The sequence below is a fragment of the Sphingomonas sp. CCH9-E2 genome (assembly GCF_001557215.1).
Lineage (GTDB): Bacteria > Pseudomonadota > Alphaproteobacteria > Sphingomonadales > Sphingomonadaceae > Sphingomonas.
Genome location: NZ_LSJM01000446.1, coordinates 1 through 474, shown reverse-complemented (window position 1 = coordinate 474; position 474 = coordinate 1). Strand labels below are relative to the sequence as shown.

Below are 474 nucleotides of genomic sequence, written 5' to 3'. Positions count from 1 at the left end.
CCTGCCGCTGGCGCGGCACCGTGGCCCTACTCGCTTCGTTCCCCAAGCCCGCAAGCGGTCTTGGCCCAAGGTGACGAGTCGACCGCGCCCAAGAAGCAGAAAACCCGGATGCTCAAATGCGAGTGCGCGACGTGCGGCTATACCGTGAGGACCGCGCGCAAATGGCTTGAGCAGGCCGGAGCGCCGCTTTGCCCGATCGAGGATCACGGCCAGATGGAGCATGAGCCGCTGGACGATGACGACGCCGAACCGGAGGAATGATGCGGCGCGCTTTCGTCATTTCAGATTCAGCGCCTCCCTATCGTCATTTCGGGAACGACAGGGCTTCCCCTCCCGGTCTATTGTGTATACAAGCATAGGATTATACGTGTAGGAGTGTAGCATGAAGGTTCTCGCCATTCTCTCACAGAAAGGCGGCGTTGGGAAAACGACGCTCGCGACCTGTCTGGCAGTCGCGGCCGAGCAGGCGGGCAA

Annotated in this window: 1 protein-coding gene and 1 pseudogene; both read left to right on the top strand. The window is 61.4% G+C overall.

Translation table 11 applies throughout. From position 1 onward, the window contains the following. Nucleotides 1–261, top strand: a pseudogene (locus tag AX681_RS20030) (hypothetical protein); the annotation flags it as partial. 121 nt (nt 262–382) lie between these two features. Further along, on the top strand, nt 383–474 hold a 92-nt coding region (locus AX681_RS21650), incomplete at its 3' end, for a ParA family protein (protein ID WP_156456149.1).